Source organism: Xanthomonas cannabis pv. cannabis (genome assembly GCF_000802365.1).
GTDB classification, from domain to species: domain Bacteria; phylum Pseudomonadota; class Gammaproteobacteria; order Xanthomonadales; family Xanthomonadaceae; genus Xanthomonas; species Xanthomonas cannabis.
This window is the reverse complement of record NZ_JSZE01000240.1, coordinates 1-273: the sequence shown is the minus strand read 5'-3', so window position 1 is coordinate 273 and position 273 is coordinate 1. Positions and strand designations below refer to the sequence as shown.

At 68.1% G+C, this 273-nt stretch carries 1 protein-coding gene; it reads left to right on the top strand.

All coding sequences use genetic code 11. The features are described from left to right. Window positions 1–273 (top strand): IS110 family transposase (locus OZ10_RS20240; RefSeq protein WP_039566926.1); only part of this gene is annotated, 273 nt, incomplete at both ends.

Sequence of the window (273 nt, the reverse complement as noted above, 5' to 3'; positions counted from 1 at the left end):
GGCTGAGGACACTGCCAGTTAGGCAGGTGGTGCTGGAGGCGACCGGTGGCTACGAGCTGGCCGCGCTGGACGCGCTGCATCAGGCGGGAGTCCCGGTGGCACGCGCCAATGCGTCTCGGGCGCGTCACCTGGCCAACGGCTTGGGACTGGCAAAAACCGATCGGCTGGACGCGGGCATGCTGGCGTGTATGGCCGAGAAGATGGAGCTTCATCCCTATGTTCCACTGCCGCCGTGGCAGCGTCATCTGGGCGAGCATGTCCGCGCCCGCCGCC